This window comes from Allobosea sp. WAO, from assembly GCF_001509835.1.
Taxonomy (GTDB): domain Bacteria; phylum Pseudomonadota; class Alphaproteobacteria; order Rhizobiales; family Beijerinckiaceae; genus Allobosea.
Genome location: NZ_JXTJ01000012.1, coordinates 318,091 through 342,773, shown reverse-complemented (window position 1 = coordinate 342,773; position 24,683 = coordinate 318,091). Strand labels below are relative to the sequence as shown.

Below are 24,683 nucleotides of genomic sequence, written 5' to 3'. Positions count from 1 at the left end.
ACTGCCACTCCCGCAAACCTCGAGTCGTCCCGGGCAAGCCACGAAGTGGCGCCGATCCGGGACCCATGCCTGAGCCCTTATCGGCGAGGTTCAGGCATGGGTCCCGGATCTCCCTGCGGTCGCCCGGGACGACTCGCGCGTGGCGCATCCCTCTTGATCCCTGCCACGCCCTGGCGCCAGATGCGGGAGATGATCGCCCGCATCACCAAAGCGCTTGCCGCCAGCGCCCTCGCCGCTCTGCTGCTCCTGCCCTCGGGCGGAGCGATGGCACAGGCGCAACCTGCCTCATCTTACGTCGTGCCGAACTTCTGGGATCCGAATGTCCGGCTCGAGCGGCCCGATCCCGGCCCGCCGCGGGTGATCCGCTTCCTCGCCGACGACGATTTCCCGCCGATGCACTTCGCGACGCCCGAGGGCGGCGTCACCGGCTTCTCGGTCGAGCTCGCCCGCGCCGTCTGCGAGAAGCTCGCCATAACCTGCACGGTGCAGGCCCGCCGCTTCGACACCCTGCTCGACTCGCTCGCCGAGGGCCGCGGCGATGTGCTCGCCGCCGCCATCCCGGTCACCCGCGAATTGCGCGAGCGCTTCGCAGCGAGCCATCTCTATTACCGCTCGCCCGCCCGCTTCGTCACGACGCGCGGCAATGCGCGCGCCGATCTCGACCTCGTCGCACTCCAGGGCAAGCGCGTCGCCGTGATCGCCGGCACCGCCCATCAGGCCTTCCTCGAGCAGCTCGCGCCCTTCGTGCAGCGCCGTGAGGTCGTGGACATGCTGGCGGGGCTGACCCTGCTGCGCAGCGGCGACGCCGAATATGTCTTCGGCGACGGCTTTGCCCTGGCGCTCGCCCTCGCCGGCCGGGGCGGCAACGAGCTCGCCTTCGCCGGCGGCCCCTATCTGGAATCGCGCTATTTCGGCGAGGGCGTCAGTTTCCTGCTGCGCAAGGACGAGCTGCCGCTCAAGCGTGCCATCGACTATGCGCTGCAGTCGCTCTGGGACGACGGCACCTATGCGCGCCTGTTCATCCGCTTCTTTCCGGTGAGCCCGTTCTGATCAGTCCCCGGCGGTCGCGGCCGAGGCGTTGCTGCGCTCGCCCTGCAGTGCCTGGCGCGCCACCGCCGCCATCCAGCCCGCGGTCGCCGGCAGGATCGCGTCGTTGAAATTGTAGCGCTCATTGTGCAGCTCGCCGCCATGCTGCGCCGGACCGTTGCCGATCCAGACATAGGCACCCGGCCGACCCTGCGTCAGCATCGGGAAATCCTCCGACGCCGTGCTCGGCGGCAGATCGCGCCGGACCGAGAGCCCGGCGCTCTTCGCCGCCGCGATCGCCAGCTCTTCCTCGATCTCGCTGTTGACCGTCGGCGCCCCCATCGCGGTGAGCATCACCTCGGCCCGCATCTCGAAGGTTTCGGCGATGCCTTCGCTGATCTGCCTGATCCTCGCCATCACGCGCTCGCGCACCGGCAGGCGATAGGTCCGGAACGTGCCTTTCAGGATGACGCTGTCCGGGATCTGGTTGTGCACCGTGCCGCCCTTGATCGCCCCGATCGAGACGACCGCGCTGTCGATCGGCTCGACATTGCGGGCGACGATGGTCTGCAATGCGACGATGAGGTGGCCGGCGGCGACGATCGGGTCACGCGTCAGGTCGGGCTTGGCGGCATGGCCGGCCGTGCCGTGCAGCGTAATCTCGAACTTGCCGGGATCGGACATCACCGGCCCGCGATGCACCTGCACCGTGCCGGCCTCCAGCCCCGGCCAGTTGTGGAAGCCGAAGACCCGCTCCATCGGGAAGCGTTCCAACAGCCCGTCGGCGATCATCGCCCGCGCGCCGGCGCCGTTTTCCTCGGAAGGTTGGAAGATCAGTTGCACCGTTCCGCTCCAGCTCTCGTCGCGCAGCAGGAGCGCCGCCGCCCCGAGCAGCGACACGGTATGGCCGTCGTGACCGCAGGCATGCATCACCCCCGCTTTCTGGGAAGCGTAGGGCAGGTCGTTGGCCTCCTTGATCGGCAAGGCGTCGATATCGGCGCGCAGGCCGACGCTGCGGTCGGAACTGCCGCGCTTCAGCGTCGCGACGACGCCGTGCCCGCCGATATTGGCGGTGAAGGGCACGCCGAGCTCACGGAGCTTCTCCTGGATGAAGGCGCTGGTGCTCTGTTCGTACCGCGACAGTTCCGGATTGGCGTGCAGGTGCTGGCGCCAGGCGGTGAGTGTGTCGTGCAGGTCGCGGTCCAATGCGGCATCCTTTCAGGCTTCTGCCCGTAAGGCTTGGGCCGGCACAGCCTATACCCCTCCCCTGCTCCGGCAAGGCATCCTTGCGGGGGCAGCCGAGGCGCGACAGCGCATTGACGCCGCCCACGCATATCTGCGAAACCGCCCGCTCCCCTGCCGCATTTGCGAGGACCTCAGGCCAAATGTCCGCTTTCGAACCCGCGCTGATCGAAGCCGCCCGCGTCTCGGCCGCCTGGCCGTTCGAGGAAGCGAAGAAGCTCGTCGCGCGGCTGCAGAAATCGGGCAAGAAGGAGGTCCTGTTCGAGACCGGCTACGGCCCGTCGGGCCTGCCGCATATCGGCACCTTCGGCGAGGTCGCCCGCACCTCGATGGTGCGCCACGCCTTTCGCGTGTTGACCGATGACGCCATCCCGACCCGGCTGATCGCCTTCTCGGACGATCTCGACGGCCTGCGCAAGGTCCCGGACAACGTCCCGAACAAGGAGCTGCTGGCGCAGCATCTCGGCAAGCCGCTGACCGAGGTGCCGGACCCGTTCGGCACGCATGACTCCTTCGGCCGGCACAACAATGCCCGCCTCTGCGCCTTCCTCGACCAGTTCGGCTTCGACTACGAGTTCAAGTCGTCGACCGACGCCTATCGCGCCGGCGAGTTCGACGCGACCCTGCTCAAGATGCTCGCCCGCTTCGACAAGGTCATGTCGATCATGCTGGCGACCCTGCGCGAGGAGCGCGCCGCGACCTATTCGCCCTTCCTGCCGATCCACCCGAAGACCCGCATCGTCATGCAGGTGCCGATCGAGGCGCGCGACGTCGAGGCCGGCACCATCACCTGGACCGACCCCGCGACCGGCGAGCGCTTCACCACCCCGGTCACGGGCGGCCATGCCAAGCTGCAATGGAAGCCGGACTGGGCGATGCGCTGGGTGGCGCTCGGCGTCGATTACGAGATGGCCGGCAAGGACCTGATCGACTCCGTCAAGGTTTCCTCGCAGATCGCCCGCGCCCTCGACGGCACGCCGCCGGAAGGCTTCAACTACGAGCTCTTCCTCGACGAGCAGGGCCAGAAGATCTCGAAGTCGAAGGGCAATGGCCTGACCATCGAGGAATGGCTCGACTACGGCTCGCCGGAAAGCCTGGCGCTGTTCATGTATTCGCGGCCGCGCGAGGCCAAGAAGCTGCATTTCGACGTGATCCCGCGCGCCGTCGACGAGTATCTCCAGTTCCTCGGCGGCTATGAGCGCCAGGACTGGAAGAACCGGCTCGGCAACCCGGCCTGGCACATCCATGCCGGCAATCCGCCGGCTCCGGAGCTGGTGGCGCAGGCCGGTTCGGGCGAGAACGCCACCCGCACGCAGATCACCTTCGGCCTGCTGCTCAACCTCGTCGCCGTCGCCAATTCCGAGGACAAGGCGGTGCTCTGGGCCTTCCTGCAGCGCTATGCGCCGGATGTCTCGGCGCAAACCCATCCCCGCCTCGATGCGCTAGTCGGCTACGCGATCGCCTATTTCCGCGACTTCGTTAAGCCGGCCAAGCATTACCGTCTGCCTGACGATGTTGAGCGCGAGGCCTTCGCTGCGCTCGCCGACGCACTGGCCGCCCTGCCGGCCGACGCCTCGGCCGAAACCGTGCAGGACACGGCTCTCGACATCGCCCGCACCATCCCGCGCTACCAGAACTTCCAGGCCAAGAGCGCGACGCCGGAGCGTCCCGCCGTCACCGGCGAATGGTGGAAGGCTATCTATCAGGTGCTGTTCGGCGAGGAGCAGGGCCCGCGCTTCGGCTCCTTCGCGGCGATCTACGGGCTGGAAAACACCCGCAAGCTGATCGCCAAGGCGCTCGCCGGCGATCTCCTGCGCGAGCATGAGGACTTCGTCGCAGCCCGCAAAGCGGGCTGAGGTCACCGGAAGGTTGCCCCTCGCAACGCCTCATCCTGAGGAGCCGCGTCAGCGGCGTCTCGAAGGATGCTCCAGCGTGATGAGGAGCCAACTGGAGCATCCTTCGAGACGGCCTTGCAGGCCTCCTCAGGATGAGGACCGCGCCTCAAAGGTACGCTGTAGATGGAGCAACCGATGACCGACGCCGCGACTGTCGAACGCGCCATCGAGAGCCGCCGCGCCATCCGCGCCTTCCTGCCCGATCCCGTCGATCCGGCGCTGGTCCGTCGCCTGCTTGAGCTTGCAGCCTGCTCGCCGAGCGGCACCAACATGCAGCCCTGGCGCGTGCGGGTGCTCGGCCCGCAAGCTCGCACCCGGCTGGAACAGGGACTGATCGCGGCACTCGATTCTCCTGACCTGCCGGCTGAGGAGGAGTATCGCTACTATCCCCAGACCTTCCGCGAGCCCTATCTCTCGCGCCGCCGCAAGGTCGGCTGGGATCTCTATTCCCTGCTCGGCGTCGTCCGCGGCGATCATGAAGGCATGAAGCGCCAGACAAAGGCCAATCTGCGCTTCTTCGGCGCGCCGGTGGCCCTGATGGTGACGATCGACCGTGACCTCGAGATCGGCTCCTGGCTCGATCTCGGCATGTTCGTGCAGACCTTCCTGATCGCCACCCAGGCGCATGGCCTCGATTCCTGCCCGCAGGCGATCTTCGCGCGCTTTCACCCGGTGGTGCGGCGCGAGCTTGCGATCCCTGAAAGCGAGGTCGTGGTCTGCGGCATCGCTCTCGGCAAGGCCGACCCCGACGCCCCCGCCAACCGGCTGGTGCCGGAGCGCGAGCCGGTCGAAGGTTTTACGAGCTGGCTGGACTGAACCTCGGCGCCGGCGACCTTCAGCCGGCGACAGCGGTGTATTCGGTTTCGATCGAGGAGCTGTGGGCCTCGTGATCGAAGCCGTAGATATGGATCGAGATCGCCTCGCCCGGTCCGCGATTCTGCATGCGGTGGATGTTCGGGCCCGTCGGCAGCATGCAGGCGACGTAGCCCGCCAGCCGGTCGTGCTCCTCGGTCGGCACCGCACGGGTCGCGTCGACGGCGCGGTACCAAGTCTCTGACACCGTGCCGGAGACGACGCCGAAGCAGCAGGAACAGTGATGATCGTGGATCGAGGTCGTCGCGCCCTCGGCCCAGACCATGGCCCAGACGCTGACGGCATCGTCGCCGACGAGCAGATTGCGGGCATAGCCGCCAGGCTTGCGCAGCAGCGGCAGGCGCTGGACCAGTTCGGGGATCGCGACGAGTTCATGCAGAACGGCACGCGCCGCCGCGAGATAGTCGCGCGAGCAGGTCCCCTCATCGGTCCGCAGGCCGCGCAATACCGCCCCGCGCCGCTCCTCGTTGAGGAATCCCTGCATGCCCTGATCTCCCGGTCGCGATTGCCGGGGTATGATAGGTCGGGCTCAAGGGGAAGGATTTGCTACCTCACGCCAAAACCCACGAAAATTGAAAATTGATACCAATAATCGAATTGCAACGAGCATCAGATTCTCACACAGATAATTTCAGACAGTTTTCATTCCAGCCTCGGAGAAGTCCCTTGGCCAAGCTCGACAGCTTCGATCTGCGCATCCTCGCGCTGCTGCAGGCGGATGCGAGCCTGCCGCTGGCCGATATCGCCGAAGCCGTGGGACTTTCCTCGACACCCTGCTGGCGGCGCATCCAGAAGCTCGAAGCGGCCGGCTATATAAGGCGTCGGGTCGCGCTGCTCGACCGCGACAAGCTCAGCGCCGGCGTCACCGTCTTCATCGCGGTCAAGACCTCCAGGCATTCGATGGAATGGCTGGAGCGCTTCCACACGGCGGTGCACGATCTGCCGGAGATCGTCGACTTCTACCGGATGAGCGGCGAGATCGACTATCTGCTCAAGGCCTATGTCTCCGACATCGCCGCCTATGACGCGCTCTACAAGAAGCTGATCTCGCGCATCGACCTCAGCGACGTCACTTCGATGTTCGCGATGGAAGAGCTGAAATCGACCTCGGCGATCCCGCTCGGCTTCGCGGCCGAGGGACGCTGAACCCGGCTCAGGCCATCAGCCCATCGGCCGCCGCGACCCGGCGCAGATGATGCGGCGTGTCGCCGAACAGGCTCTCGATCATGGTCAGGCGCTTGAAGTAGTGCGCGCCGATATACTCCATGGTCATGCCGATGCCGCCATGGAGCTGCACCGCCTCCTGCCCGACGAGGCGGCAGGAGCGGTTGACCTGGACCTTCGCCGCCGACAGTGCCGCAGCGCGCTCTTGCGCCTCGGGATGCTCGACCATCATCGCGGCATAGAAGGCCATGGAACGCGCCTGTTCGAGCGCGATCAGCATATCGACGGCCCGGTGCTGCAGAACCTGAAAATTGCCGATCGGCATGCCGAACTGCGTGCGGGTCTTGAGATAGTCGACGGTCAGCGCATGCAACGCCGCCATCGCGCCGACAGCCTCGGCGGCAAGAGCCGCGATCGCGTACTCGGAGAGGCGCTGCAGCACGGGCAGGCCCTTGCCCTCCTCCCCCAGCAGATCCGCATCGGCGACCCGCACCCCGGAAAGGCCGATCTCGGCAGCCCGCCCGCCATCCTGCGTCGCATAGCCGGTGATCCGCAGGCCCGGCGCATCGGCCGGCACCAGAAAGAGACTGATCCCCTGCGCATCGCGGCGCGCGCCGGCCGTCCGGGCACTGACCACGATGAGCGCGGCGCTGTCGCCGTTGAGCACGACGCTCTTGGCGCCATCCAGCAGATAGCCGCCCTCGACCTTGCGCGCCGTCATGGCGATGTCGTTGAGGTCGTAGCGCGCCTGTTTCTCGGTCTGGGCGAGCGCGAGCCGCAGCGAACCTTCGACCACGGCCGGGATCAGCCGCCGCTTCTGCTCGGCCGAGCCGGCGAGCCGCAGGGCGCCACCGCCGAGCACCACGCTCGCAAGGTAGGGTTCCAGCGCCAGCCCCTTGCCGAGCGCCTCCATCACCACCAGCGTCTCGACCGGCCCGCCGCCGAAACCGCCCTCCGCCTCGCTGAACGGAATGCCCAGGAGACCCATCTCGGCGAACTGCGCCCAGCCCCGCTCGGAGAAGCCGAGCGGTTCGCGGGCGAGTTTCTGGCGCGTCTCCAGCGAAGGGTAGTTCGCCGCGATCAGCCGCTCGACGCCGTCCTTGAGCTGCGCCTGTTCGAGGGAGAGGTCGAAATCCATGGTGATTTCCTGTCAGCAGCAGGGAATTCCAGCCCTCATCCTGAGGAGCGGGCATCGCCCGCGTCTCGAAGGATGTTCCAGTGCTTTCCGGAAGCATCCTTCGAGACGCCGCGACGCGGCTCCTCAGGATGAGGGCTGAGGCATGGTGGCTTCACAAGCCCAGCACCGCCTTGGCGATGATGTTCTTCTGGATCTCGTTCGAGCCGCCATAGATCGAGACCTTGCGGTTGTTGAAATAGCTCGTGGCGGCCGCATCGGCCCATTCATAGTCGAAGGGCCAGTCATTGGTCGGCTCCGCGCCGCGCTCGGGCGCCGCCAATGCGAAGGGGCCGGCGACTTCGAGCAGGAGTTCCGTCGTCGCCTGCTGCAATTGCGAGCCCTTGATCTTCAGGATCGAGGAAGCCGGGTCCGGCCTGCCGGGATCGCGCGCCTGGGCTGCGACGACCCGCATCTGGGTGATCTCCAGCGCCTTCAATTCGATCTCGACCCCGGCGAAGCGCTCGCGGAAGTCGCGATCCGCCCACATCGTGCCCTCGCCCGCCGGCATCTCCTGCGCGAGACGCCTGATCCTTGCCATGCGCTCCTTGGAGAGGCCGATTCGGGCGATGCCGGTGCGCTCATTGGCAAGCAGGAATTTGGCATAGTCCCAGCCCTTGTTCTCCTCGCCGACGAGGTTTTCGGCGGGCACCCTGACCTTGTCGAAGAAGACCTCGTTGACCTCGTGCCGGCCTTCCAGAGTGATGATCGGCCGCAGGGTGATGCCCGGCGTCTTCATATCGATCAGCAGGAAGGAGATGCCGGCCTGCTTCTTAGCCGCCGGATCGGTCCGCACCAGGCAGAATATCCAGTCGGCATGCTGGCCGAGCGTCGTCCAGGTCTTCTGGCCGTCGACGATGTAGTGCTCGCCCTCGCGCACCGCCTTGGTCTTGAGCGAGGCGAGATCGGAGCCCGCACCGGGCTCGGAGAAGCCCTGGCACCACCAGTCGTCGAGATTGGCGATGCGGGCCAGGTGCCGCTCCTTCTGCGCCTGCGAGCCGAAGGCGGCGATCACCGGACCGACCATGTAGCAGTTGAACTGCTGCGGCAGCGGCACGGCGGCGAGCAGCATCTCCTCGGTGAAGATGTAGCGCTGGATCGCCGTCCAGTCCTGCCCGCCCCATTCCCTGGGCCAGTGCGGCACCGCCCAGCCTTTGGCGTTCATGATCCGCTGCGAGGTGACATAATCCTCGCGCGTCAGCCCGCGCCCTTCCGAGACCTTGCGCCGGATCTCGGCCGGGATCTCGTTGCGGAAGAACCGGCGCACCTCATCGCGGAAAGCCAGTTCCTCGGGCGTGAAGCGCAGGTCCATGGGTACCTCCCGTCATTCTCGGGCGAAGCGAAGCGCAGACCCGAGAATCTCCTGACGCGAATGCTGGTTTCCGAGATGGTCGGTCAGGCCCGACCATCGCGCTCGCTTACGAATTGATCTCGAACAGTCCGGCGCAGCCCATGCCGCCGGCGACGCACATGGTGACGACCGCATAGCGTGCCTTGCGCCGGCGGGCCTCCAGCAGCGCATGGCCGACGAGGCGCGCCCCGCTCATGCCGAAGGGGTGGCCGATCGCAATCGCCCCGCCATTGACGTTGACCTTCTCGGGATCGATGCCGAGCTGGTCGCGGCAATAGAGCGACTGCGAGGCGAAGGCCTCGTTCAGCTCCCAGAGGTCGATGTCGGAGACCTTGAGACCGTTGCGTTCGAGCAGGCGCGGCACCGCGAAGACCGGGCCGATGCCCATCTCGTCGGGCTCGCAGCCGGCGGCGGCAAAGCCCCGGAAGATGCCGAGCGGCTCCAGCCCGCGGCGCTTCGCCTCCTGCGCCGACATCACCACGCTGGCCGAGGCGCCGTCCGAGAGCTGGCTGGCATTGCCGGCGGTGATGAACTGGTCCTCGCCGCGCACCGGCTTCAGCTTGGCGAGCGCTTCCAGCGTCGTGTCCGGCCGGTTGCCCTCGTCCTTCGCTAGCGTCACCTCCTCCTGGCGGACCTCGCCGGTCGCCTTGTCGGTCACCGCCATCATCGCGCTCATCGGCACGATCTCGTCGTCGAAGAGCCTGCGCTGCTGGGCGGCGGCGGTGCGGCGCTGACTTTCCAGCGAAAAGGCGTCCTGTGCCTCGCGCGAGATTCCGTAGCGCTGCGCGACATTGTCGGCCGTCTCGATCATCGTCGTGTAGATCGAGGGCTTGTTGGCGGTGAGCCAGTCGTTCATGGCGAGATCGCGCCTCGTCACCGGCTGCACGAGGCTGATCGACTCGACGCCGCCGCCGACCGCGACCGGCACGCCGTCCATCACGACGCGCCGCGCCGCATGAGCGATAGCCTCCAGCCCCGAGGCACAGAAGCGGCTGACCGTGACGCCCGCCGACTGCACGGGAATCCCGGCGACCAGCGCGGCATGGCGCGCGACGTTGAGGCCCGTGGCGGCCTCCGGATAACCGCAGCCCATCACGACTTCCTCGACCGCCTCCGGCTCGAGCTTCGCCCGTGCCATCGCGTGACGGATCGCATGGGCGGCCATGTCGGCGCCGCGCACCTGGTTGAAGGCGCCGCGATGGGCCTTGCCGATCGGCGTGCGGGCGGTCGAGACGATGACGGCTTCGGTCATGGCGCTAGGATGTCCTCTATCGATGATCTGATCTGTCTTCGTCCGAACGGCCGACAGGAATGTCTCCTACGCCGCCTTAAGCGCCGAAAAGCCCTTGCCCTCGGCGGCGAGCCTGCGCAGCAGCGGCGCCGGCTCGAGCGAGGTATCGCCGCTTTCCGCCGCTTGCTCCTCCAGCCGCCGGACGATCACGTCGAGGCCGACGGCCTCGGCCCAGTGCATCGGCCCGCCCCGCCAGGCCGGCCAGTTGTAGCCGGTGAGCCAGACGATATCGATGTCCCCGGAACGCGTCGCGATGCCCTCTTCGAGGATGCGTGCGCCCTCGTTGACCATCGGGTCGAGCAGGCGCGCCAGGATTTCCTCGCCGGTGAAGCTGCGGCGGGCGACGCCCTCCTTCGCCGAGACATCGGCGATCAGCGCCTCGGCCTCCGGGTCACGCTGCCCGGCGCGCGCGCCTTCCGGATAGAGGTAATAGCCGCGGCCGGTCTTCTGGCCGAACCAGCCGCGCTCGCAGATCGCATCCGCCACGGCCGCCGTCTTGCCGCGCGATTTGCGGCTGCGCCAGCCGATATCGTTGCCGGCGAGATCGGACATGGCGAAGGGCCCCATCTTGAAGCCGAAGCCGGTCAGCGCCGCATCGACCTCATGCGGCAGGGCGCCGGCGACGAGCAGCCGCTCGGCGGCGCGGGTGCGCTGCTCCAGCATGCGGTTGCCGACGAAGCCAAAGCAGTTGCCGACCACGACCGGCACCTTGCCGAGCCGGCGCCCGAGCGCGATCGCGGTCGCCACCACATCGGCGGCGACGCCTTCCGGCCGCACGATCTCGAGCAGCTTCATCACATTGGCCGGGCTGAAGAAATGCATGCCGAGCACATCGGACGGACGCGTCGTCGCCGTGGCGATCTCGGTCAGGTCGAGATAGGAGGTGTTGCTGGCCAGGACCGCGCCCGGCTTGGCGACCTTGTCGAGCGCGCCGAAGATCTCGCGCTTGACGCCCATCTCCTCGAAAGCCGCTTCGATCACGATATCGGCCTCCGCGGCGGCGGCGATGCCGACCGCCGGCGTGATCAGCGCCATGCGCTGCTCGCGCGTCGCCTCGGTCATCGAGCCGCGCTTCACCGAGAAGCCATAGGTGTCGCGGATGCGGGCATGGCCCCTCTCGACCTGCTCCTGCGAGGTCTCGATCAGCGTCACCGGGATGCCGGCATTGGCGAAGCACATGGCGATGCCGCCACCCATGGTGCCGGCACCGATCACCGCAGCGCGCGCGATCGGCCGCGGCTTGACGCTCTCGTCGATGCCGGGGACCTTCGCCGCCTCGCGCTCGGCGAAGAAGGCATGGCGCAGCGCCTTGGAGCGCTCGTCGACGACGAGCCTGGCGAACAGGGCCCGTTCAGTGGCAAGGCCTTCGGCCAGCGGCAGCGTGAAGGCAGCGCGCACCGCCTCGATCAGCGCCATCGCGTTCGGCATGTCGCCGGACTTGGCAGCTGCGTCCCTGGCCAGCGCCTCGAAGGCCTCGCGATCGGCCTGCGTCAGCTTTTCCGCGATCTCGCCGGTCTTACGCGGCCTGCCCTTCGCGGCGAGTTCCTGCGCCAAGCCTGCGGCCGCCGCGACGAGATCTCCCTCGACGACAAGGTCGACCAACCCGAGATCGAGCGCCTTCTGCGCCGCGACCGGCTCGCCCGACAGCATCATCGGAAAGGCCTTGGCGGCACCGATCAGGCGCGGCAGGCGCTGCGTGCCGCCGGCGCCGGGAATGATGCCGAGCTTGATCTCGGGCAGGCCGAGCTTCGCCGACGGCAGAGCGACCCGGCCATGGCAGGCGAGCGCGACTTCGAGCCCGCCGCCAAGGGCGACGCCCTGGATCGCCGCGACCACCGGCTTCGATGCATTCTCGATGAGATCGAGCACCTCCGGCAGGATCGGCTGGGCCAAGGGCTTGCCGAACTCGCTGATGTCGGCGCCGGCGATGAAGGCACGGCCGGCCGCTGCAAGGACCAGCGCCTCGATTTGCGGATCGGCCATGACCTCGCTCACCGCGGCCGCGAGATCGCGGCGCAGGGCCGCGCCGAGCGCATTGACCGGCGGATTGTCGATGGTCGCCACCGCGACGGAACCTTGACGGGCGATCCGGACGGTCTGCATCGGCTGGCTCCTTGGTCTCGGCTTCAATTCCGCAAAGCGGAATATTCTTGCGCAAACGGCCCAGCTAGGGAGCGGGAGCGCACGGCGTTGTCAAGCACAGATCATCGGGCCAGGTCGCGAAGCCACGAAGCATTCCGCATCGCAGAATTATTGCCGGCAACGCTTGACCGCCCGCGACCGCTCGAACATCGTCGCTCCCGACCTGTTCGCCGCAACCGCCTGCCAAGAGCCGCCCGCATGTCCCTTCCGCCTGGCCTCGCGCAATCGCTCTCGCTGCCGGTGATCGGCTCGCCGATGTTCATCGTCTCCGGCCCGGAACTGGTGATCGCGCAATGCCTCAACGGCGTGGTCGGCTCCTTCCCGGCACTGAACGCCCGCCCGGCCGACCAGCTCGACATCTGGCTGACGCGCATCAAGGCGGAGCTCGCCGCCGCCAAGGCGGCTGATCCCGCCCGCAAGATCGCGCCCTTCGCCGTCAACCAGATCGTCCATGCCTCGAACGATCGGCTCCAGCACGACATGGAAGCCTGCGTGCGCCACCGCGTGCCGATCGTCATCACCTCGCTGCGCGCGCCCGATGCCGTGGTCAAGGCGGTCCATTCCTATGGCGGCTTCGTCTTCCATGACGTGACCACGATCCGCCATGCGGAGAAGGCGCTGGAAGCCGGCGTCGACGGGCTCATCCTGGTCTGCGCCGGCGCCGGCGGCCATGCCGGCACGCTTTCGCCCTTCGCGCTGGTCGGCGAGGTCCGGCGCTTCTATGACGGGCCGATCATCCTGTCGGGCGCGATCGCCAGCGGCGGGGCCATCCTGGCGGCGCAGGCGATGGGGGCGGACCTTGCCTATATCGGCACCCGCTTCATCGCGACGAGGGAAGCGAACGCCGCCGAGGGCTACAAGGAGATGATCGTCGGCGCCTCGGCCGCCGACATCGTTTACACCCCCTATTTCACCGGCGTGCCCGGCAATTACCTCAAGCCGAGCATCGCGGCGCAGGGGCTCGACCCCGACGACCTGCCCCATGCCGACAAGAGCAAGATGAGCTTCGGCTCCGGCTCGGCCAAGGCGTGGCGCGACATCTGGGGCTCCGGCCAGGGCGTCGGCCTGATCGACGACGCGCCGCCCGTGGCCGAGGTGATCGCCCGCCTCAAGAGCGAGTACGAGCAGGCGCGGACCCGCCTGCTCTGACCGATACCGCAACGCGGCTGCCCGACTTACGCGGCCCTGCCCGCCCCTAGAAAAAGAGAACAGGACAATGACCGAGACGGTGCTGAGCGAAGACGTTGCCGAGGGCGTCCGGCAGATCACCATGAACCGTCCGGACCGGCGCAATGCGCTCGACCGGGCGACCTATCAGGGCCTGATCGACGCGCTCGCCGCCGCCGATGCTGATGCAGGCGTACGCGCCATCGTCCTGACCGGCGCCGGCGGCTGCTTCACCAGCGGCAACGACATCAAGGATTTCGCCGCCGCGGCCGCCACCGGTGTCGGGGCACGCATCGCCATCGACTTCCTCGATGCGATCTCGACGACGAAGAAGCCGATCGTCGCCGCGGTAGAGGGCTTCGCCGTCGGCATCGGCACGACCATGCTGCTGCATTGCGACCTCGCCTTCGCCGGCAAGGGCGCGAGCTTCCGCCTGCCTTTCGTCGCGCTCGGCCTCTGTCCGGAGGGCGGATCGAGCTATCTCCTGCCGCTGATCGCCGGCTCCAAGCGCGCCGCCGAACTCCTGATGCTCGGCGAGGTCTTCAGCCCGGAGGTGGCGCAGGAGGCCGGTCTCCTCAACGCCGTCACCGAAGCTGGCGAGGCGCTCCCGTTGGCGATCGAGAAGGCGCAGGCGCTCGCCGCCCTGCCACCGCAATCGGTCGCGCTGACCAAGATGCTGCTGAAGCGCGGCAGCGCCGCCGCGACCGCCGAGACCATCGCCACCGAAGCCCGCCATTTCGGCGAGCGCCTGATGTCGGCGGAAGCGCAGGCCGCCTTCGCCGCCTTCCTGATGAAGCGCTGAAACGATGCCTGCCGCCGCCCCTCCAATGCGCGCGAGGCCCGGGCGGCCGGCGCGCACGACTGCGGGCGAGGCGGGCGAAGACCGGCATTTCATCACGGCCCTGGCGCGAGGGCTCGAACTGCTCTCCTGCTTCCGGCGCGGCGAGGAAGCGCTCGCCAATTCCGAGATCGCACTGCGCTGCGGCCTCGCGCGCTCGACGGTCTCGCGCCTGACCCATACGCTGACGCGGCTCGGCTATCTCCAGGCCATGCCGGAGAGCGGCAGCTACCGGCTCGGCACCGCGACGATCGCGCTCGGCGCCACGGCGCTCGCCGGGCTCGACGTGCGCCGGATCGCCCGGCCCGGCATGCGCGAGCTCGCCGCCTTCTCCAACGCCTCGGTCGGCCTCGGCGTCCGCGACCGACTCGGCATGCGCTATGTCGAGTGCTGCCGCGGCGAGGCGGCGATCGCGCTCAACATTGATGTCGGCTCGCGGCTTTCGCTCTGCCGCAGTGCCATGGGCCGAGCCTATCTCGCCATCTGCGACGAGGCCGAGCGCGAGGCGATCCTCGAAGATGTCCGCTCGGTCGACGAGACCGCCTGGCCGCGCCTGCGCGAAGGCGTCGAGCGGGCACTGGCGGAATATCGTGAAACCGGCTGCGTGCGCTCCTTCGGCGAATGGCAGCCTACGGTGAGCTCGATCGCGGTCGGCTTCCGCCCGGGCGGCGGCCTGCCGCCAATGTCGATCAACTGCGGCGCGCCGACCGTCATCCTCGACGAAGGCTTCCTGCTCGATGAGGTGCGCCCGCGCCTGATCGCCTTCGCCGCCAGCCTGGAAGGCGTGATGGGCTCATGAGCGACCTCGACCTGCCGCTCGCCGGCATCCGCGTGCTCGATCTCTCGCGCATCCTCGCGGGGCCCTGGTGCGGCCAGGTGCTCGGCGATCTCGGCGCCGAGGTGATCAAGATCGAGCATCCCGGCCGCGGCGACGACACCCGCGACTGGGGCATCCGCGTCGGCGGCCGCAACACCTGCTATTTCAACAGCGTCAACCGCAACAAGCGCTCGGTCGGCGTCGATATCGCCCAGCCCGAGGGCCTCGCCATCGTGCGCGCGCTGGCGGCCAAGTCCGACGTGGTGATCCAGAACTTCAAGACCGGCGGTGCCGACAAGCTCGGCCTCGGCTACGCCGCGCTCAGCGCAGAGAATCCCGGACTGATCTACTGCTCGATCGCTGGCTATGGCTCGGACGGGCCGGAGGCGACGCGGCCGGGCTATGACCTCGTGATCCAGGGCGAGGCCGGGCTGATGGCGCTGAATGGCGAGCCGACCCAGCCGCCGCTGAAATTCGGCGTCGCCGCCGTCGATCTCTTCACCGGGCAGTATGCGGCGCAGGCCGTGCTCGCCGCGCTCGTCCAGCGTGGCCGCACAGGCAAGGGCCGCCATGTCGAGCTCGCTCTGTTCGATTCCGGCATGACCATCGGCGCCTATTACGCGCTGGAGGCGCTGGCGCTCGGCGAGGACCCGCCGCGCTATGGCAACGCCCACCCCTCGATCGTGCCCTATGGCGTGTTCGAGGCGGCCGATGGCGCGCTCGTCGTCACCGTCGGCAACAATGCCCAGTTCGAGCGCTTCTGCCGTCAGGTGATCGAGCGTCCCGATCTGCTCGAAGACGAGCGCTTCCGCACCAACCTGCAGCGCACCGTGCATCGCTCCGCGCTGATTGCGGTGATCGAGGCCGAACTGCGCGCCCGGCCCCGCGCCGAATTGCTGGCGCGGATGAGCGCCCACGCCATCCCCTGCGGCGAGGTGCTCGGCCTGCACGAGGCCCTGCGCTCAGACCGTGCGCAGCAGGCCGGCATGGTCGTCGAGGGAGAACGTCCGGATGGCAGCGCCGGCATCGTGCTCGCCCCGCCCTATCGGCTCGACGGCGAGCGCGCCCCGGTCGGCCGTCTGCCGCCGGATCTTGGCCAGGATACCCGGGAAGTGCTCACCGCCGAGCTCGGACTCGACGCGGAACGCCTCGCCGCCCTACAGGAGGCCGGCATTATCGCCTGATCACGCGGGTGGGCACGAACGGGGAGCCGCTCGCCCCGCGGCGCTCAATCGTCGTAGTCATCGTAGTAGCGGCGGCGGCGATAATAGCGCTCGCGTTCACGCTGCCGCCAATACTGGCGCTCACGCTCGCGCTCCTGCCAGTAGCGGCGCCGACGGCTGCGACGATCGTCATCATCGTCGTCGTCATCATCGTCCGCCCGCGCCGGAGCACTGCCGATCACCGTCGCAAAGACGGCGACCAGGGGCAGCCCGAACAGGCTGCCGCGCAGCAGGCGGCGGCGATCGAGATCGGTTTCAGCCATGATCCATTCGCTCCTCGAAGGCCGGCAGATGCGTGCCGGCCGATGCCCAACGCCCCAGCCCAGCCATTATTCCCGGCGATCACGCTTTCGTGAAGCCCCCCGCAGCGGCGGGCGCCATCCGGCGCCGGCTCGCCCGCCAGAGATTGGCCGCGAGCGCCAGGGCGAAGAACCCGCCCTGGACCACGACGATGCAGGGGCCGGTGGCGGCATCGAGATGGAAGGAGAGGATCGTGCCGGCGACGCTCGACGCCGTCGCCGAGGCGATGGCAACCAGCAGCATGCGGTCAAAACGGCGGCTCGTCAGGTAGCCGATCGCGCCCGGCGCCACCAGCATGGCGACGACCAGGATGATGCCGACCGCCTTCAGCGCCGCGACGATGGTCAGCGCCAGCAGTGCGAGCAGACCGAAATGCAGCGCCCGGACCGGCAGGCCGATCGCGCGCGCATGGGCCGGATCGAAGGCGTGCAGCAGGAAATCGCGCCGTTTCAGCAGCATGATGGCGGTGACCGGCAGCGCGATCAGCGCGGTCTCGGCGATGTCGGCCCAGGTCACGCCGAGCATGTTGCCGAACAGGATGTGCATCAGGTGCTGGTCGCTGTCGACCTTGACGAAGAGCACGAGGCCGAGCGCGAACATGCCGGAGAAGACGATGCCCATCACCGTATCCTCCTTCACCCTGCTGTTCTCCTTGAGATAGCCGATGCCGAAAGCGCAACCGAGGCCGGCGGCGAAGGCGCCGAGCGCCAGCGGCAGGCTGGCGATATGGGCGAGCACGATGCCGGGCAGCACCGCATGCGAGACCGCATCGCCCATCAGCGACCAGCCCTTGAGCACGAGGAAGCAGGAGAGCACGGCGCAGACCACGCCGACCATCACCGCGACGATCAGGCCGCGCTGCATGAATTCGTGCGCGAACGGGGCGAAGAGCCAGGTTTCGAGCAGGTTCATGCCGAGACCCTCGCGCTTGCCGCCCGCCGCGCCGCCAGCCGGCCATGCTTCGGCGCGAAGACGAAGGCGGCAAGGAAGAGCAGAGTCTGGAAGACGACGATCAGGCCGCCGGTCGAGCCGTCGAGGAAGTAGCTGGCATAGGCGCCGACCGCCGAGGTCGTGACGCCCATGGTGACCGCGATCGCGATCAGCCGGCCGAAGCGGTCGGTCAAAAGGTAGGCGGTCGCGCCCGGCGTCACCACCATGGCGATGACGAGACAGGCCCCGACCGTCTGCAGCGCCGCGACCGTGCAGGCGCTGAGCAGCACGAAGAACAGGATCTTCAACCGCAGTGGGTTCAACCCGACGCTGCGGGCATGGTTCTCGTCGAAGAAGACCAGCATCAGGTCCTTCCAGCGCGCCAGCAGGATGGCGAGCGAGACCAGCGCGATGATCGCGACCTGGACGACATCCTCATCGGAAATGCCGAGGATATTGCCGAGCACGATCGACTGGACGTTGACCGAGGTCGGGTTGATCGAGACGATCAAGAGGCCGATCGCGAAGAAGGTGGTGAAGACGATGCCGATCACCGCATCCTCGCGCAATTGCGTGCGCACCCGGACCAGCGCCATGGCCAGCGCCGCGAGAAGGCCGGAAAAGAAGGCGCCGGCGGCATAGGGCACCTTGATCAGGTAGGCGAGCGCGACGCCGGGCACGATCGCGTGCGCCAGCGCGTCGCCCATCAGCGACCAGCCCTTGAGCATCAGATAGCAGGAGAGGAAGGCGCAGACCCCGCCGACCAGGGCCGAGACCCAGATCGCCTTGACCATGTACTGGTAGCCGAAGGGCTCGAGCAGGAGTTCCATCATGGCTGCTCGTCCTTCCGACCGGCAGCGGGCTTCTCATGGTCGCGTTCGCCGTAGAAGACCAGGGGGCGCTCGTCGTCGGTGATCACGGTGACGCCGCGGTCGTCGGCGTCGGCGTGCAGGCTCGCGCCCTCCAGGCGGAAGTGCCGGAGCGCGCCGCCGAAGGCCCGCTGCAGGTTGTCCTGGGTGAAGGTGGTCTCGGTCGGCCCGGCCGCGAGCACGGTCTTGTTGATGATCACGACCTGGTCGCAGAAATCCGGGATCGAGCCGAGATTATGGGTCGAGACCAGCATCAGGCGCCCTTCGGCCCGGAGCTCGCGCATCAGTCCGACGATCTGGTCCTCGGTCTTGACATCGACGCCAGTGAAGGGCTCGTCGAGCAGGATCACCTGCCCGCCCTGCGCCAAAGCGCGGGCGAGGAAGACGCGCTTGCGCTGCCCGCCCGAGAGCTCGCCGATCTGGCGGCGGCGGAAATCGAGCATGTTGACCCGGGCCAGCGCCTGTTCGACCGCGTCTCGATCGGCCTGCCGCGGCAGGCGCAGGAAGCCCATATGGCCATAGCGGCCCATCATCACGACATCGTCGACCAGCACCGGAAAAGTCCAGTCGACCTCCTCGGCCTGCGGGACATAGGCGACGAGACCGCGCTTCAGCGCCCGGTGCACCTCCAGCCCGGCGATCCGCACAAGGCCGGAAGCCGGCTTCAGGAAGCCCATCAGCGTCTTGAAGATCGTCGACTTGCCGGAGCCGTTGATGCCGACCAGCGCGCAGATCGTGCCCGGCCCGAGCGCGAAGGAGGCGTCGTTCACGGCGGTGACGCCGTTGGCATAGCTCACGGTGACGCCCTCGACCGTGATCGAGGGCACGCCTTCCGCCGCGAGCTGCGGCGCTACCGGGCGGTGCAGGTTCACTGGCCAAATCCCTTGGCGATGGTGTCGACGGTGACCTCCAGCAGCTTCAGATAGGTCGGCACCGCCCCGCGCGCATCGGAGAGCGAGTCGACATAGAGCACACCGCCATATTTCGCCCCGGTCTCGCGTGCGACCTGCTTTGCGGCCCGGTCCGAGATCGTGCTCTCGCTGAACACCGCCGGGAGCTTGTTCTTGCGGACGAGGTCGATCAGGCGGCGCACCTGCTGCGGCGTGCCCTGCTCATCGGCATTGATCGGCCAGAGATAGGCTTCGCGCCAGCCATAGTCGCGCGTGAGGTAACTGAAGGCGCCCTCGCTGGAGACCAGCCAGCGCTTGTCCTGCGGCACCTTATCGAGCCGGGCGCGCAGCGGCGAGTCCATTGCCTTGATCTCGGCCGAATAGGCGGTGGCATTCTTGGCATAGGTCTCGGCATTGGCCGGATCGGCCGCGGCCAGCGCCTTGCGGATGTTCTCGACATAGATCAGCGCGCTTGCCGTCGACATCCAGGCATGCGGGTTGGGCCTGCCCTCGTAGGGCCCCTCCTTGATACCCATCGGCACGATGCCCTCGGTCACCACCGCGCTCTTCACGTTCTTGACGTTGTCGAAGAAGCGCTCGAACCAGCGCTCGAGATTCATGCCGTTCCAGAGCACGAGGTCGGCCGACTGCGCCTTGACCACGTCGAGCGGCGTCGGCTGGTAGTCGTGGATCTCGGCCCCGGGCTTGGTGATCGACTCGACGATCGCCGCCGTGCCGGCGACGTTCTGGGCGATGTCCTGGATCACCGTGAAGGTGGTGACGACGCGCAGCGGCTTGCCAGGCGCGGCCTGCGCCAACGCGGCTTGGGGAATGAAGGCGAGGCCCAGCGCCAGCGGGGCGGCAGCGATCAGGCTCAGGAAACGACGGCGCGGGGACATGCTTTCTCCAGCGTTCGATGGCGCATGCTCGAACGCTATTGCAAACCACTTGCATCTGTCAACGCTATTGCGAACGATTTGCGATAGACTGTTTTTGCAAATGCCTCTCAGCGTTGCTACCTCTCTGCCATGAAGGGAATCGACCAGCGCGTGGAGGCTTTCGAGGGCCAGCTCCGCAAGGCCGGGCTGCGGATGACGCAGCAGCGCCGTCTCATCCTGCGCGTGCTTGCCGAGGCCGACGACCATCCGGACGCCAAGGGCATCTTCACCCGCGCCTTCGCCCATGACCCGACGCTGTCGCTCTCGACCGTCTATCGGACGATGAAGGTGCTGGAGACGCAAGGCGCGATCGAGCGCCACGCCTTCGAGGACGGCGTCTCGCGCTATGAGCACGCCGACCAGGCCCATCACGACCACCTGATCGACATCGAGACCGGGACGGTTGTGGAGTTCTCCTCACCCGAGATCGAGGCGCTGCAGGCGAAGATCGCAGCCGAACTCGGCTACGAGATCGTCCGCCACCGGCTGGAGCTCTATGGCAAGCGGCTTCCGACAGCGGGCAAGCGGCGGAAAACACAGGGCTGAAGCGCCGGATTGGTCGCAGCCGGTTTACCCGATCTAAAGGCGACGGCAGCAGTTTGCCGGGCATGACGTTACGTTCCGCTGGCGATCTCTAGCCGTGCTCGGCGCGCTTTCCACGGCGCCCCCGGTCGCGCGCCTGCGGGCCGCCAGTCTCGACGCCAAGCTGATCATCGGCTGCGGCTTGATGCTGCTGTTCTCGCTGGCGCTGGCCGTCTGCCTGATCGGCGTCTTCCTGAGGGACTATCGGCGCGCCAATGACGATCTCGAGGCGCTCACCTATTTCGGCAAGGTCCTGAACGTCGCGAACCGGATCTCTGCCGAGCGCGGCCCCGCAAACAGCGTGCTCGGTGAGGAAACGGCGCCCGATGGTCAGGCCCGCCGGCGGCTGACGCAGTTCAGGGCCCTTAGCGACGAGGCTCTCGACGCGGTCGCTCCGCGGAACCAGGAGGCCATAAGCGGCTTTCCTGCCGACGCCGTCGAACGGGTCCGGTCGAGGCTGGGCCAGGCACGCGAGGCCGTCGATGCGGCTGCGGCCCTGCCGAAAGCGGCGCGCAGCGGCGAGATCATCCAGGACGCCATCCGCCAGATGTTCGACGGCGTCGACGTCTCCCGCCCGCTCATCACCGGCACCATGGCCCGGATCGTCGCGCAGGATCAGGCATTGGCCGGTCAGGTCATGATCCTGCAGATGCTCGGCGACCTGCGCGAATATGCCGGGCGCATGGGTTCGCATCTCGCCACGCCGATCGCGACACGGCGCCCCCTCTCGAGCGCCGATCGGGACGAACTGCGCCACACCCGCGGCCGGCTCCTGCAGATCTGGCAGGTGGCCGAGAAGCAGCTCGAGCTCTACGCCGCCGATCCCGCACTGAACCGGGCACTGCGAGACACCGGCAGGCTCTATTTTGGCGACGGCCTCGACTTCATCACCGAATTGAGCGCCGCCGGCGTGCAGTCCGGCGACTATGGCGTCACCGCAGCGCAGATGACCGACCGCTATGTGCCGACGCTGCAGCCCCTCGAACAGTTGCGTACGACTTTCCTCGACATCGTCTCACGGCAGTCGCGAGCCGAGCGTGACACCGCCTGGTACTGGCTCCAGGCCGTCAGCGTGATCATCGTCCTGATCGTCCTGACCAATCTGCTGCTGGTCCTGCTCGCACGGCGCCTGGTTTTTCGGCCATTGCTCAGGGCGCGCGAACATGTCGTGGCGCTCGCGGAAGGCCGCGAGATCGAAGCGGCTCCGGGCGGTTTCGGGGGCGGCGAGGAAATGCGCGAGCTCTTCGGCGCGCTCGACATCCTGCGCCAGCGCCTGCGCGAGCGTCGGCAACTGACGGCGCGGCTCAAGCGCCAGGCGGAGACCGATGGCCTCACCGGCCTGCTGAACCGCCGCGCCCTCGAGCGGATCGGCCAGGGAGATCCTGAATTCGCCGACATGCCGGACGAGATCGGCCTGATCCTGATGGACGTCGACCATTTCAAGGCGATCAACGACCGCCACGGCCATCCGGCCGGCGACCAGGTCCTGCGCGAGATCGCGGCGCTGACCCTGGAAACGATCCGCGAATCCGATCTCGCCGCGCGCTACGGCGGCGAGGAGATCGCGCTCATTCTTCCGGGGACAAACCTCGAAACCCTCGTCGAGATCGCCGAGCGCCTGCGCTCCGGACTGGAGCGGCGACGCATCGAGATCGGCGACGGCGAACGCATCGCCGTCACCGCCAGCCTCGGCGTCGCGAGCGGCCGCCGCGGACCGGCAGCCTGGGAGGAACTGCTGAGCGCCGCCGACGCGGCGCTCTACCGGGCCAAGGCCGAAGGCCGCAACCGGGTCAGAACGACGGCCGACCCGGGCGAAACCGTGACGGCCGCCCGGGTGGCGAGAGCTTCCTGAGCCGGACCGGCCTCAGCCAGCCTTGCGCTTGTTCTGGCGGTTGGCGACGAGGTCGTCGACCACGGCCGGATCGGCGAGGGTCGAGGTGTCTCCTAGCGCCCCGAATTCGTCCTCGGCGATCTTGCGCAGGATGCGGCGCATGATCTTGCCCGAGCGGGTCTTGGGCAGCCCCGGCGCGAACTGGATCAGGTCCGGCGAGGCGATCGGACCGATCTCGTTGCGGACGTAAGTGACCAGCTCCTTCTTCAGGTCCGCCGTGGGCTCCTCGCCCGCCATCAGGGTGACATAGGCATAGATACCCTGCCCCTTGATGTCGTGCGGATAGCCGACGACGGCAGCCTCCGAGACCTTGGGATGCGCGACCAGGGCCGACTCGACCTCGGCCGTACCCATGCGGTGGCCGGAGACGTTGATCACATCGTCGACGCGGCCGGTGATCCAGTAATAGCCGTCGGCATCGCGGCGGCAGCCGTCGCCGGTGAAGTACTTGTTCGGATAGGTCGCGAAATAGGTCTCCTCGAAGCGCTTATGGTCGCCATAGACCGTGCGCATCTGGCCGGGCCAGCTCTCGGAGATGACGAGGTTGCCTTCGACCGCGCCTTCCAGGACCTTGCCCTCGGCGTCGACGATCTCGGGCCGCACGCCGAAGAAGGGCCGCGTCGCCGAGCCGGGCTTCAGCTTGGTCGCGCCCGGCAGCGGCGAGATCAGGATGCCGCCGGTCTCGGTCTGCCACCAGGTGTCGACGATCGGGCAGCGCCGCTCGCCGACGACGCGGTGATACCACTCCCAGGCTTCGGGATTGATCGGCTCGCCGACCGAGCCGAGCAGGCGCAGCGACTTGCGCTTGGTCTTGGTCACAGCCTCCTCGCCGGCGCCCATCAGCGAGCGGATCGCAGTCGGCGCGGTGTAGAAAATGTTGACCTTGTGCTTGTCGATCACCTCCCAGAAGCGGGAGATCGTCGGATAGGTCGGGATGCCCTCGAACATCAGCGTTGTCGCACCATTGGCGAGCGGCCCGTAGAGGATGTAGCTGTGACCGGTGACCCAGCCGACATCGGCCGTGCACCAGTAGACGTCTCCGTCATGGTAGTCGAAGACGTATTGATGCGTCATCGAGGCGTAGACGAGATAGCCGCCAGTCGTGTGCAGGACGCCCTTCGGCTTGCCGGTCGATCCCGAAGTATAGAGCAGGAAGAGCGGGTCCTCGGCCTTGACTTCGACCGGCGGACAATGACCGGAGACCTTGGCGGCCTCGTCATGGTACCAGACGTCGCGGCCTTCCTGCATGGTGACGTTGCCGCCGGTGCGCTTGACGACGATGACGGTCTCGATGCCGCCCTTGACCTTAGGATCGGCCGCATCGACGTTCTTCTTCAGCGGCACCGAGCGGCCGCCGCGCAGGCCTTCATCGGCGGTGATCACGATCTTGGAATCGGAATCCTCGATGCGGCTCGCCAGCGAATCCGGCGAGAAGCCGCCGAACACCACCGAATGCATCGCCCCGATGCGCGCGCAGGCGAGCATGGCGTAGGCGGCTTCCGGGATCATCGGCAGGTAGATGGTGACGCGGTCGCCCTTCTTGACGCCCTTCGCCTTCAGCACGTTCGCGAACTTGCAGACCTCGGTGTAGAGCTGCCCGTAGCTGATCTTCTTCGACTCTGAGGGGTCATCGCCCTCCCAGATGATCGCGGTCTGCTTCGCCCGCGTCGGCAGATGCCGGTCGATGCAGTTGTAGGCGACGTTGGTGGTGCCGTCCTCATACCACTTGATCGAGACCTTGCCTGGCTTGTAGCTGGCATTGCGGACCTTGGTGTAGGGCTTGAACCAGTCGATCCGCTTGCCCTGCTCGCCCCAGAACTTGTCGGGGTCCTTGATCGAGGCCGCATACATCTTCTTGTACTTGGCGTCGTTCAGATAGGCCTTCTTCGCCCAGGAAGCCGGCACGTCGTAGATCATTTCGGTCATATCAGGCTTCTCCCCAGACTTCGGCCGTCGGCGTGAGCCGGTGGCGGCTCGGGGCGGCTTGGTGCCGTCGTCGCAATCCGACTCGGCTTCTTTCAAGTTCGTCGCATCATAAGACGCAAGTCATTTGCGACAAGCGCCGCCGGCTCGCACTTTC

At 67.5% G+C, this 24,683-nt stretch carries 22 protein-coding genes; 10 read left to right on the top strand and 12 right to left on the bottom strand.

Going from position 1 to position 24,683, the window contains the following annotated elements; all coding sequences use genetic code 11:
- Nucleotides 1-153 precede the first annotated feature (153 nt).
- A complete protein-coding gene (locus DK26_RS23160) occupies nucleotides 154-1,050 on the top strand; it encodes a transporter substrate-binding domain-containing protein (protein WP_248310080.1) in 897 nt (298 codons plus the stop codon).
- Here the strand turns inward: DK26_RS23160 and DK26_RS23155 are convergent, their stop codons facing one another.
- A complete protein-coding gene (locus DK26_RS23155) occupies nucleotides 1,051-2,232 on the bottom strand; it encodes an amidohydrolase (RefSeq protein ID WP_066477618.1) in 1,182 nt (393 codons plus the stop codon).
- 179 nt (nucleotides 2,233-2,411) lie between these two features.
- Between DK26_RS23155 and DK26_RS23150 the strand changes: the two genes are divergently transcribed.
- Together DK26_RS23150 and DK26_RS23145 are read left to right on the top strand one after the other, a co-directional pair.
- Nucleotides 2,412-4,124 carry a lysine--tRNA ligase gene (locus DK26_RS23150; protein ID WP_066477617.1) on the top strand — a complete coding sequence of 571 codons (1,713 nt, stop codon included), beginning with the start codon at nucleotides 2,412-2,414 and terminating at the stop codon, nucleotides 4,122-4,124.
- A gap of 174 nt (nucleotides 4,125-4,298) precedes the next feature.
- A complete protein-coding gene (locus DK26_RS23145) occupies nucleotides 4,299-4,979 on the top strand; it encodes a nitroreductase (RefSeq protein WP_198162399.1) in 681 nt (226 codons plus the stop codon).
- 19 nt (nucleotides 4,980-4,998) lie between these two features.
- Here the strand turns inward: DK26_RS23145 and DK26_RS23140 are convergent, their stop codons facing one another.
- Nucleotides 4,999-5,520 (bottom strand): cysteine dioxygenase family protein, encoded by a 522-nt coding sequence (locus DK26_RS23140; protein ID WP_066477613.1) that lies wholly within the window; start codon nucleotides 5,518-5,520, stop codon nucleotides 4,999-5,001.
- A 182-nt stretch (nucleotides 5,521-5,702) separates the two neighbouring features.
- On the opposite strand from DK26_RS23140, the gene DK26_RS23135 reads away from it, so the two are divergent.
- The gene (locus tag DK26_RS23135; RefSeq protein ID WP_066477611.1) at nucleotides 5,703-6,182 is read left to right on the top strand and encodes an Lrp/AsnC family transcriptional regulator; all 480 of its coding nucleotides are present in this window, start codon (nucleotides 5,703-5,705) and stop codon (nucleotides 6,180-6,182) included.
- Nucleotides 6,183-6,189: 7 nt separating this feature from the next.
- Here the strand turns inward: DK26_RS23135 and DK26_RS23130 are convergent, their stop codons facing one another.
- The 4 genes from DK26_RS23130 to DK26_RS23115 all read right to left on the bottom strand — a co-directional run bounded on the left by DK26_RS23130 (nucleotide 6,190) and on the right by DK26_RS23115 (nucleotide 12,119).
- The gene (locus DK26_RS23130) at nucleotides 6,190-7,338 is read right to left on the bottom strand and encodes an acyl-CoA dehydrogenase family protein (RefSeq protein WP_066477610.1); all 1,149 of its coding nucleotides are present in this window, start codon (nucleotides 7,336-7,338) and stop codon (nucleotides 6,190-6,192) included.
- A 151-nt stretch (nucleotides 7,339-7,489) separates the two neighbouring features.
- On the bottom strand, nucleotides 7,490-8,686 hold the full coding sequence (locus DK26_RS23125) for an acyl-CoA dehydrogenase family protein (protein ID WP_066477608.1): 1,197 nt from the start codon (nucleotides 8,684-8,686) through the stop codon (nucleotides 7,490-7,492).
- A 106-nt stretch (nucleotides 8,687-8,792) separates the two neighbouring features.
- Nucleotides 8,793-9,977, bottom strand: coding sequence for an acetyl-CoA C-acyltransferase (locus tag DK26_RS23120; protein ID WP_066477605.1), 1,185 nt, complete (start codon nucleotides 9,975-9,977; stop codon nucleotides 8,793-8,795).
- 66 nt (nucleotides 9,978-10,043) lie between these two features.
- Nucleotides 10,044-12,119 carry a 3-hydroxyacyl-CoA dehydrogenase NAD-binding domain-containing protein gene (locus tag DK26_RS23115; protein WP_066477603.1) on the bottom strand — a complete coding sequence of 692 codons (2,076 nt, stop codon included), beginning with the start codon at nucleotides 12,117-12,119 and terminating at the stop codon, nucleotides 10,044-10,046.
- Nucleotides 12,120-12,356: 237 nt separating this feature from the next.
- On the opposite strand from DK26_RS23115, the gene DK26_RS23110 reads away from it, so the two are divergent.
- The 4 genes from DK26_RS23110 to DK26_RS23095 all read left to right on the top strand — a co-directional run bounded on the left by DK26_RS23110 (nucleotide 12,357) and on the right by DK26_RS23095 (nucleotide 16,164).
- Nucleotides 12,357-13,307, top strand: coding sequence for a nitronate monooxygenase family protein (locus tag DK26_RS23110; RefSeq protein WP_066477600.1), 951 nt, complete (start codon nucleotides 12,357-12,359; stop codon nucleotides 13,305-13,307).
- Nucleotides 13,308-13,374: 67 nt separating this feature from the next.
- Nucleotides 13,375-14,127 (top strand): enoyl-CoA hydratase-related protein, encoded by a 753-nt coding sequence (locus DK26_RS23105; RefSeq protein WP_066477599.1) that lies wholly within the window; start codon nucleotides 13,375-13,377, stop codon nucleotides 14,125-14,127.
- 25 nt (nucleotides 14,128-14,152) lie between these two features.
- A complete protein-coding gene (locus DK26_RS23100; RefSeq protein WP_066477597.1) occupies nucleotides 14,153-14,962 on the top strand; it encodes an IclR family transcriptional regulator in 810 nt (269 codons plus the stop codon).
- On the top strand, nucleotides 14,959-16,164 hold the full coding sequence (locus DK26_RS23095; RefSeq protein ID WP_066477590.1) for a CaiB/BaiF CoA-transferase family protein: 1,206 nt from the start codon (nucleotides 14,959-14,961) through the stop codon (nucleotides 16,162-16,164). The genes DK26_RS23100 and DK26_RS23095 overlap by 4 nt, the downstream gene beginning before the upstream one ends.
- A gap of 44 nt (nucleotides 16,165-16,208) precedes the next feature.
- On the opposite strand, the gene DK26_RS23090 is transcribed toward DK26_RS23095, so the two are convergent.
- From DK26_RS23090 to DK26_RS23070, 5 genes are all read right to left on the bottom strand, one after another.
- Nucleotides 16,209-16,466: a hypothetical protein gene (locus DK26_RS23090; protein WP_066477588.1), complete on the bottom strand. Its 258-nt coding sequence runs from the start codon at nucleotides 16,464-16,466 to the stop codon at nucleotides 16,209-16,211.
- A 79-nt stretch (nucleotides 16,467-16,545) separates the two neighbouring features.
- Nucleotides 16,546-17,415 (bottom strand): metal ABC transporter permease, encoded by an 870-nt coding sequence (locus DK26_RS23085; protein WP_066477586.1) that lies wholly within the window; start codon nucleotides 17,413-17,415, stop codon nucleotides 16,546-16,548.
- The gene (locus tag DK26_RS23080; RefSeq protein ID WP_066477584.1) at nucleotides 17,412-18,266 is read right to left on the bottom strand and encodes a metal ABC transporter permease; all 855 of its coding nucleotides are present in this window, start codon (nucleotides 18,264-18,266) and stop codon (nucleotides 17,412-17,414) included. Before DK26_RS23080 ends, DK26_RS23085 begins: the two co-directional genes overlap by 4 nt.
- The gene (locus DK26_RS23075; protein WP_198162405.1) at nucleotides 18,263-19,168 is read right to left on the bottom strand and encodes a manganese/iron ABC transporter ATP-binding protein; all 906 of its coding nucleotides are present in this window, start codon (nucleotides 19,166-19,168) and stop codon (nucleotides 18,263-18,265) included. The genes DK26_RS23080 and DK26_RS23075 overlap by 4 nt, the downstream gene beginning before the upstream one ends.
- A gap of 2 nt (nucleotides 19,169-19,170) precedes the next feature.
- Nucleotides 19,171-20,091: a metal ABC transporter substrate-binding protein gene (locus tag DK26_RS23070; RefSeq protein ID WP_066477575.1), complete on the bottom strand. Its 921-nt coding sequence runs from the start codon at nucleotides 20,089-20,091 to the stop codon at nucleotides 19,171-19,173.
- A 129-nt stretch (nucleotides 20,092-20,220) separates the two neighbouring features.
- Between DK26_RS23070 and DK26_RS23065 the strand changes: the two genes are divergently transcribed.
- Nucleotides 20,221-20,676: a Fur family transcriptional regulator gene (locus tag DK26_RS23065; RefSeq protein WP_066477574.1), complete on the top strand. Its 456-nt coding sequence runs from the start codon at nucleotides 20,221-20,223 to the stop codon at nucleotides 20,674-20,676.
- A 94-nt stretch (nucleotides 20,677-20,770) separates the two neighbouring features.
- Entirely contained in the window at nucleotides 20,771-22,564 is a 1,794-nt protein-coding gene (locus DK26_RS23060) for a GGDEF domain-containing protein (RefSeq protein ID WP_066477572.1), read from the top strand.
- 12 nt (nucleotides 22,565-22,576) lie between these two features.
- Here the strand turns inward: DK26_RS23060 and acs are convergent, their stop codons facing one another.
- On the bottom strand, nucleotides 22,577-24,529 hold the full coding sequence (acs, locus tag DK26_RS23055; protein ID WP_066477570.1) for an acetate--CoA ligase: 1,953 nt from the start codon (nucleotides 24,527-24,529) through the stop codon (nucleotides 22,577-22,579).
- Nucleotides 24,530-24,683 lie beyond the last annotated feature (154 nt).

Coding starts and splice junctions, on each gene's coding strand:
- DK26_RS23150 (WP_066477617.1), top strand. CDS start 2,412: ATGTCCGCTTTCGAACCCGCGCTGATCGAAGCCGCCCGCGTCTCGGCC.
- DK26_RS23145 (WP_198162399.1), top strand. CDS start 4,299: ATGACCGACGCCGCGACTGTCGAACGCGCCATCGAGAGCCGCCGCGCC.
- DK26_RS23140 (WP_066477613.1), bottom strand. CDS start 5,520: ATGCAGGGATTCCTCAACGAGGAGCGGCGCGGGGCGGTATTGCGCGGC.
- DK26_RS23130 (WP_066477610.1), bottom strand. CDS start 7,338: ATGGATTTCGACCTCTCCCTCGAACAGGCGCAGCTCAAGGACGGCGTC.
- DK26_RS23125 (WP_066477608.1), bottom strand. CDS start 8,686: ATGGACCTGCGCTTCACGCCCGAGGAACTGGCTTTCCGCGATGAGGTG.
- DK26_RS23120 (WP_066477605.1), bottom strand. CDS start 9,977: ATGACCGAAGCCGTCATCGTCTCGACCGCCCGCACGCCGATCGGCAAG.
- DK26_RS23115 (WP_066477603.1), bottom strand. CDS start 12,119: ATGCAGACCGTCCGGATCGCCCGTCAAGGTTCCGTCGCGGTGGCGACC.
- DK26_RS23110 (WP_066477600.1), top strand. CDS start 12,357: ATGTCCCTTCCGCCTGGCCTCGCGCAATCGCTCTCGCTGCCGGTGATC.
- DK26_RS23105 (WP_066477599.1), top strand. CDS start 13,375: ATGACCGAGACGGTGCTGAGCGAAGACGTTGCCGAGGGCGTCCGGCAG.
- DK26_RS23100 (WP_066477597.1), top strand. CDS start 14,153: ATGCGCGCGAGGCCCGGGCGGCCGGCGCGCACGACTGCGGGCGAGGCG.
- DK26_RS23095 (WP_066477590.1), top strand. CDS start 14,959: ATGAGCGACCTCGACCTGCCGCTCGCCGGCATCCGCGTGCTCGATCTC.
- DK26_RS23090 (WP_066477588.1), bottom strand. CDS start 16,466: ATGGCTGAAACCGATCTCGATCGCCGCCGCCTGCTGCGCGGCAGCCTG.
- DK26_RS23085 (WP_066477586.1), bottom strand. CDS start 17,415: ATGAACCTGCTCGAAACCTGGCTCTTCGCCCCGTTCGCGCACGAATTC.
- DK26_RS23080 (WP_066477584.1), bottom strand. CDS start 18,266: ATGATGGAACTCCTGCTCGAGCCCTTCGGCTACCAGTACATGGTCAAG.
- DK26_RS23070 (WP_066477575.1), bottom strand. CDS start 20,091: ATGTCCCCGCGCCGTCGTTTCCTGAGCCTGATCGCTGCCGCCCCGCTG.
- DK26_RS23065 (WP_066477574.1), top strand. CDS start 20,221: ATGAAGGGAATCGACCAGCGCGTGGAGGCTTTCGAGGGCCAGCTCCGC.
- acs (WP_066477570.1), bottom strand. CDS start 24,529: ATGACCGAAATGATCTACGACGTGCCGGCTTCCTGGGCGAAGAAGGCC.